The 6,153-nt window shown below is 72.4% G+C and carries 10 protein-coding genes; 6 read left to right on the top strand and 4 right to left on the bottom strand.

The genetic code is table 11. The annotated features are described in order from the left end of the window. Positions 1-131: 131 nt before the first annotated feature. Genes I5E_RS18160 through I5E_RS18150 form a run of 3 tightly spaced genes read left to right on the top strand, consistent with a single transcriptional unit; the run spans position 132 to position 2,045 of the window. A complete protein-coding gene (locus I5E_RS18160) occupies positions 132-539 on the top strand; it encodes a VOC family protein (RefSeq protein WP_031263122.1) in 408 nt (135 codons plus the stop codon). Between the two features lie 40 nt (positions 540-579). Continuing rightward, entirely contained in the window at positions 580-1,197 is a 618-nt protein-coding gene (locus I5E_RS18155; protein ID WP_022908239.1) for a DNA-3-methyladenine glycosylase I, read from the top strand. A gap of 38 nt (positions 1,198-1,235) precedes the next feature. After that, positions 1,236-2,045 carry a DJ-1/PfpI family protein gene (locus I5E_RS18150; RefSeq protein ID WP_083858046.1) on the top strand — a complete coding sequence of 270 codons (810 nt, stop codon included), beginning with the start codon at positions 1,236-1,238 and terminating at the stop codon, positions 2,043-2,045. Between the two features lies 1 nt (position 2,046). Here the strand turns inward: I5E_RS18150 and I5E_RS18145 are convergent, their stop codons facing one another. Continuing rightward, a complete protein-coding gene (locus tag I5E_RS18145; RefSeq protein ID WP_022908238.1) occupies positions 2,047-2,517 on the bottom strand; it encodes a GNAT family N-acetyltransferase in 471 nt (156 codons plus the stop codon). Next, entirely contained in the window at positions 2,514-3,275 is a 762-nt protein-coding gene (locus I5E_RS18140; RefSeq protein WP_187290545.1) for a LysR family transcriptional regulator substrate-binding protein, read from the bottom strand. The genes I5E_RS18145 and I5E_RS18140 overlap by 4 nt, the downstream gene beginning before the upstream one ends. Positions 3,276-3,308: 33 nt before the next feature. On the opposite strand from I5E_RS18140, the gene I5E_RS18135 reads away from it, so the two are divergent. Both I5E_RS18135 and I5E_RS18130 read left to right on the top strand, forming a co-directional pair. Then, a complete protein-coding gene (locus I5E_RS18135) occupies positions 3,309-3,698 on the top strand; it encodes a DUF5997 family protein (protein WP_022908236.1) in 390 nt (129 codons plus the stop codon). Between the two features lie 37 nt (positions 3,699-3,735). After that, on the top strand, positions 3,736-4,242 hold the full coding sequence (locus I5E_RS18130) for a hypothetical protein (protein WP_022908235.1): 507 nt from the start codon (positions 3,736-3,738) through the stop codon (positions 4,240-4,242). A 9-nt stretch (positions 4,243-4,251) separates the two neighbouring features. Here I5E_RS18130 and I5E_RS18125 read toward each other — a convergent pair whose 3' ends face one another. Next, entirely contained in the window at positions 4,252-4,662 is a 411-nt protein-coding gene (locus I5E_RS18125; RefSeq protein ID WP_022908234.1) for a phage holin family protein, read from the bottom strand. A gap of 317 nt (positions 4,663-4,979) precedes the next feature. Between I5E_RS18125 and I5E_RS18120 the strand changes: the two genes are divergently transcribed. Further along, positions 4,980-5,507, top strand: coding sequence for an Lrp/AsnC family transcriptional regulator (locus I5E_RS18120; protein ID WP_022908233.1), 528 nt, complete (start codon positions 4,980-4,982; stop codon positions 5,505-5,507). 25 nt (positions 5,508-5,532) lie between these two features. On the opposite strand, the gene I5E_RS18115 is transcribed toward I5E_RS18120, so the two are convergent. After that, positions 5,533-5,964 carry a GNAT family N-acetyltransferase gene (locus tag I5E_RS18115; RefSeq protein ID WP_022908232.1) on the bottom strand — a complete coding sequence of 144 codons (432 nt, stop codon included), beginning with the start codon at positions 5,962-5,964 and terminating at the stop codon, positions 5,533-5,535. Between the last annotated feature and the right edge of the window lie 189 nt (positions 5,965-6,153).

Below are 6,153 nucleotides of genomic sequence, written 5' to 3'. Positions count from 1 at the left end.
CTCCCGTCCGTCTCACATGCGGTCGGCGTGGATCCGGGACGCACGGACCGGTTGCTTCGCCGGTGGAACGGTTGCGCTCCGGCTCCGCGCGCGCCAGGTTGGGCAGGACGAAAGGATCTCCCGTGGACACGATGGTCTTCATCAACCTGCCCGTCGCCGACCTCGAACGATCGAAGGCGTTCTACGAGGCCCTCGGCTACTCGATCAACCCCGCGTTCAGCGACGACACCGCGGCGTGCGTCGTGGTGAGCGACACGATCTGCGTCATGGTGCTCACCCACCCGAAGTTCGCCGAGTTCACCACGAAGGCCATCGCCGACGCGGACACGATCGAGGTGATCAACTCGCTGAGCGCCACCTCGAAGGACGAGGTGCACCGGATCGTCGACGCGGCGGTCGGCGCCGGCGGGACCGAGGACCGCCCCGAGATGGACCTCGGCTTCATGTACCAGCGGAGCTTCCTCGACCCCGACGGCCACCGCTGGGAGTACGTGTGGATGGACCAGCAGGCGGCCGAGGACGGCCCGCCCGCCGCATGACCGGGGGGCGGGTGTCGGCGGCGACGGCCAGGATGGTGGCATGAGCTCCGAGCACGTCGCCGCACCCCCGTCCGACCTCGTCGTGGGTGACGACGGCCTCGCCCGGCCCGTGTGGGCGTCGAGCGACGCACTGCTCCGCGACTACTACGACACCGAGTGGGGCATGCCGGTGCGCGACGAGCGTGGCGTGTTCGAGCGGCTGTCGCTCGAGGCGTTCCAGTCCGGGCTCTCGTGGCGGACGATCCTGGCGAAGCGCCCCGCGTTCCGCGCGGCCTTCGCGGACTTCGACGTCGACACTGTGGCGGCCTTCGGCGAGGACGACGTCGCACGACTCATGGCGGACGCGGGGATCGTGCGGAACCGGGCGAAGATCCTCGCGACGATCACGAACGCGAACGCCACGATCGCCCTGCGGCAGGACGGCGGCCTGTCGGACTTCGTCTGGTCGTTCCGGCCCCGGGCGACGCCGGAACCGGTCACCTTCGCCGACGTCCCGACGACCTCGGACGAGTCCGTCGCGCTGTCGAAGGCGCTCCGGAAGCGCGGCTTCGCGTTCGTCGGACCGACCACGATGTTCGCGCTGATGGAGGCGCTGGGCATCGTCGACACGCACCTCGTGGGCAGCCACCGGCGCGGGACGTCCGGCGTCTGGGCCTGACCCCGTCGGGTCCGGGCGAGCAGAGCTAGGGTCGCCCCATGAGCTCCGAGAACCCGCGCGTCCGCCCCGTGCACCCGGTCGGTTCCGAGGTGGTCGAGGTGCCGCTCGACGCCGAGGTCCCGACGCCCGAGCCGACCGGCGACGCCGATGCCCGCACCCCGGCGCACGACCCCGCCGAGGTCCGCATCGCGTTCCTGTTGTTCCCGGGCCTGACGCAGCTCGACCTGACCGGGCCCGCGCAGGTGCTGTCCCGCGTCCCCGGGGCACGCGTGGAGTACGTCGCGGCGACCCTCGACCCGGTCCCGAGCGACTGCGGCCTGTCCCTCGTGCCGACCACGACCATCGCGGACGCGAGCCCGGCGGACGTGCTGGTGGTCCCCGGTGGCGACGGAGCCTTCGACGCGATGCTCGACCCGGCGGTGATCGGCTTCGTCCGGCGCGAGGCCGAGCGGGCGACCTGGGTGACCTCGGTCTGCACCGGTGCCTTCGTCATCGGCGCTGCCGGGCTGCTCGCCGGCAAGCGTGCGACGACGCACTGGGCGTCGAAGCCGATGCTCGCGGCGTTCGGCGCGCAGCCCGTGGACGACCGCGTGGTCGACGACGGGGCGATCGTCACCGCGGCCGGGGTCAGCGCCGGCATCGACATGGCGCTGTGGCTCGCCTCCGAGCTCGCCGGGCGCCCCGCGGCCGAGGCCATCCAGCTCCAGATCGAGTACGACCCCCAGCCACCGTTCGACGCCGGCTCCGCCGTCCGCGCGGACACCCGGGTGGTGACGGCCGCCCGGGCCGCCGCCGAGGACTCCCGCGGCGAGCGCGTCGCCCGTGCCGCTGCGGCCGTGATGCGCTGAGTCAGTCGAGCGGTAGGCGCATCTGCGTCGCGGTCACGCCGTAGCCGAGCTGCTCGTACAGCTCCTGCGCACCGGTGTTGTAGCCGAAGACGTTCAGGCCGATCGAACGGGCTCCGTGTGCGCGGGCGGCCTCGTGCGCGAGCTCGAGTGCCCGGCGGGCGTGTCCACGGCGCCGGTACGGCTCGTGGATCTCGACGTCGAACACCCACCACTCGGCGCTGCCCGGGGCGAACGGCCCGATCCAGAGGTACCCGACGACGTCATCGGCGCCGTCGGTGACGTCCCAGACGAGGTGGTCCGGCAGCGGCGCACCGTCCGGGAACCACTTGTCCAGGGACTCCTGCTTGTTCGCCTCGGCGCGCTCCCGGGTCTCGCCGGCGCGCATCCGGGAGGCGACGTACTCGGTCATCGTGTCCTCGAGCCAGCCGGGCAGCCGCTCGGTCGGCATCGGGACGAGGTGCGTGTCGGTCACCGGTTGCCCTTCGACCCGCGCTTCGGCTTGCCCTTCATGCCGCGCTGGACGCGGCCGCGCCCGGTCGAGTTCTTCCCGCCGCCGCTCTTGCCACCGGTGCCCTTGGTGGCGCCCCGCTTCGCGACCGTCTTCGCGTTCGACGGTGCGGCCTTGCCGCCGCCCTTCGCCGGACGCGACCCGGTCTTCTCGTCCGGAGCCACGCCTCCGGGCTGGTCCTGCTCGCCCCGCGAGCTGTTCGCGGTGCGTCCGCGCACGACGCCGATGAACTCCTCGGTCGTGTCGGTCGCGTCCTCGGTGCGCCAGACGAGCACGATCCGGGTGCCGGACGAGCCGACGAGCGTGCGGCTGACGAGTTCCTTGCGGCTCGCGGCTCGGAAGAGCGACTGGGGGAGGACGGCCACGCCGACGTTCGCCTCGACCAGGTCGAGGGTGGCGTCGACGTCGGCCGGCACCGGGCCGGGGTCCACCACGTGGACGTCGGTCGCGGCGAGGTCGACCTCGCCGAGTTCCGCGAGCGGGGAGTCCTTCGGCATCGCGACGACGGCGGTCTCGGTCCAGAGCGGGATGGCGTTGTGCGCGTCGGAGACGGGGACCCGGGCGAAGACCATGTCGGCCTCGCCGGCGAGTGCGGCGTCGACCTCGTCCGCGCCGATCGGGCGGAGTCGGAGCTCGATCGTGGGGAAGCGTTCGCGCCAGACGCGGGCCCACTTCGCAGGGGACACCCCCGGCACGAAGGCGATGGTGAGTGCCGCGGTCATGCAACCGAGCATAGGGGCCGTACCCTTGTGTCCATGGCGCAGGAACAGACCATGAAGCCCGAGACGGCCGCGAAGAAGCTCGGCATCCTGCTGGCGGCCGCCCCGGAGACCTTCCGGGACGCGCCGATCAGCCGGACCGCGTTCGACGAACTCCGCACGGAACCCCCGACCTGGCTCGAGGACCTCCGTCGCGACGGACCGCACCCGCGACCCGTCGTGGCGCAGAAGCTCGGCGTGTCGATCTCCGGGTTGACCCGTGCGGGCATCGACGAACCGCTCACCACGGCCGAGATCAAGACGCTGCTCGAGCAGAAGCCCGAGTGGCTCGTCCGCGAGCGCGCGACCCAGGCCGCGGTGCACGCGGAGAACGCCCGCGTGAAGCAGGAGCGTGCCGCCAAGGCCGCTTCCCGCGCCGAGGACTGACCCGACCCCGCACCACCCCGCCGCCCGAGGACACGCCGTGCACGAGACCGTCGCCGACGCCATGCTCGTCGTGCCGCAGTTCGCGTCGGTGTGCTGCGTCGTGGGGGACCGGTACCGACCGCGCCCCGGCGTGATCGTGCCGGCGGCGGTGATGCTCGTCGCGATGCTCCTGCCCGTCGTGCACGCCGGGGCGGTGTGGACGCTCCTCGCGGCCACGGTGCTGCTCCTGCTCGCGCCGCTGCCGGTCATGCGCCGCCGCCGCGCCGACGGCCGCCGTGCCGAGCCGATGGACGTCCACCGTGCACTGTCGGCGGTCGTGATGTCGGGCATGCTCCTGATGGGGCACGCCACCGGTCTCGCCGACGACCACGCGGCGCACGGCATCGCGCTCAGTGCGGTGCTCGGCGCGGGCGTCATCGGCTACTGCGCCTTCAGCGGGTGGCTGCTCCGGTACGAGTGGGCACGGGACGACCGCCGAGCCGTCCGGAGCGGCGAGGTCTTCGCGATGACCGTCGCGGTCGTCGGCATGACGCTCGCGATGTAGTGACGTCGTTCAGGCCCCGGTGATCCGGTCCTTCGTCTCGTGGATCGTGTCCGTCGGCACGGGCGGGACACCGCGACGGATGCCCCGGACCCCGACCGCGGCGAGGACGGCGGTCACGACCGCGAACACGACGAGCGTGACCCCGGTCGCCGCCCACACGGGCAGCGCGAGGGCGAGCAGCGCCACCACGAAGCCGGCGAGCAGGACGAGCGTCGTCAGCGCGAAGGCCACGGCGACGCCGGTCAGCACGAGTCCGGACTTCGCACCGCTCACCCGGTCACCGATCTCACGTCGTGCCGATGCGACCTCGTCGCGGACGGCGCGCAGCACCGGCTCGAGCGCCTTCTGCACGAGCCCGGCTGTGACGGTGTCACGGAAGGACGGCTTGCCGGTGGTCGTGTCGTCGTGGTCGGTGCTCATGGTGTCTCCAGTTCCTGGGGCGCGATCGTCCGCGCCCACCAGGGTGACGCGTCGGAGGTGGTGGTCGTCACAGGGGCGGTCCGCATGTTCGGCGGGTTCCCAGGAGCGGCGGGTTCCCAGGAGCGGCGCGGACGGGGAGGTTCCGTCCGGCGCGTGACGGTTCCGGTTCGCGGATCCCGAGGATCGCGAACCGGAACGGTCACACACCGAGAAGACCACGGTCCTGCCATGCGCTGGCGGGCCTGCCGGACGCGCTGACGTGTGGGGGCGCGGACGTGTCGACGCGCGGTCGTGCGGGGGCGCGGTAGCGTCGAGCCGTGTCCGATCGCCACGTCCGCCGCCCCGACCCCGTGCCGCGCCTCGACGAGGTCGACGAGCGGATCCTCTGGACCCTGGCCGCCGACGCCCGCATCCCGAACAACCGTCTGGCCGCCGCGGTCGGCATCGCACCGTCGACGTGCCTGACGCGGGTCCGAGCGCTCGAGGACGCCGGGGTGATCCGCGGCTACCGGGCCGACGTGGACGTGGCCCGGCTCGGCTTCGCGATCGAGGCGATGGTCTCGGTTCGGGTGCACGCCGCCGCACGCCACGAGCTCCGGGACTTCGCTAAGCGCCTGCTCCGGGTGCCCGTCGTGCAGGACGTGTCGTTCCTCGCGGGCGACAAGGACTTCCTCGTGCACATCGCGTGCACGTCGACCGAGCAGCTGCGCGACTTCGTGGCCGACGAGCTGAGCGGCGACCCGTCGGTCGCGACGACGCAGACGAACATCGTGTTCGAACGGCTCGTCGCGGACCGTGCACAGCAGGGCCGCTCGTTCGACGAGCTCCGGCGCTGGCGGGCCTGACCCGGAAGCCTCTGACCGGGGCGGCTCAGCGCGTCCGGGTCATCGGGAGGTGCGGGATCCCGTCCTCGTTGAAGTCGGCGCCCGAGCGCACGAACCCGAAGCGGGCGTACCACTGCTCGAGGTGTGCCTGCGCGTCGATCGCGATGCGCGCCGACCGTGCCTCGGCGATCGCGGCCTCCATCAGGCGCGAGGACAGACCCTGCCCCCTGGCGGCCTTCGCGGTGGCGACCCGGCCGATGCGCTCGGTCCCGTCCTCCTCGCGCAGGAGCCGGAGCGTCGCGTCGACCGAGCCCTGTCCCGCCCAGAACTGCAGCGTCCCGGGCTCGAGGTCGCGGCCGTCGATGTCCGCGTAGGCGGCGGCCTGCTCGACCACGAACACGTCCTGCCGGAGGCGCAGGATCTCGTGCAGCGTGACGACGTCCAGGTTGCGCGTGGGGGCGTTGAAGATCGAGACCAAGACCGGCCTTTCCTGACGATTTCTTCCGAAACGGGATGCGATCCGGAACCGAGTGGCGTACATTGCCGGACAACCACTCTACGTGCGCAGCCGAGATCAGGAGGTGAGCGCATGGACCAGCCGTTGCGCGCACCCTGGCGCGTGGTGCTCCGGTACGTCGTGTTCGGCGTCGGCATCGCGGCTGCCCTC

The organism is Curtobacterium sp. B18 (assembly GCF_000333375.1).
Lineage (GTDB): Bacteria > Actinomycetota > Actinomycetes > Actinomycetales > Microbacteriaceae > Curtobacterium.
The sequence above is the reverse complement of the archived record's forward strand: the minus strand, read 5'-3'. Positions and strand labels throughout refer to the sequence as shown.

Bases quoted from the DNA above. Each gene is read 5' to 3' on its own strand.
- I5E_RS18160 (WP_031263122.1), top strand. From the start codon at position 132: ATGGTCTTCATCAACCTGCCCGTCGCCGACCTCGAACGATCGAAGGCG.
- I5E_RS18155 (WP_022908239.1), top strand. From the start codon at position 580: ATGAGCTCCGAGCACGTCGCCGCACCCCCGTCCGACCTCGTCGTGGGT.
- I5E_RS18150 (WP_083858046.1), top strand. From the start codon at position 1,236: ATGAGCTCCGAGAACCCGCGCGTCCGCCCCGTGCACCCGGTCGGTTCC.
- I5E_RS18140 (WP_187290545.1), bottom strand. From the start codon at position 3,275: ATGACCGCGGCACTCACCATCGCCTTCGTGCCGGGGGTGTCCCCTGCG.
- I5E_RS18135 (WP_022908236.1), top strand. From the start codon at position 3,309: ATGGCGCAGGAACAGACCATGAAGCCCGAGACGGCCGCGAAGAAGCTC.
- I5E_RS18125 (WP_022908234.1), bottom strand. From the start codon at position 4,662: ATGAGCACCGACCACGACGACACGACCACCGGCAAGCCGTCCTTCCGT.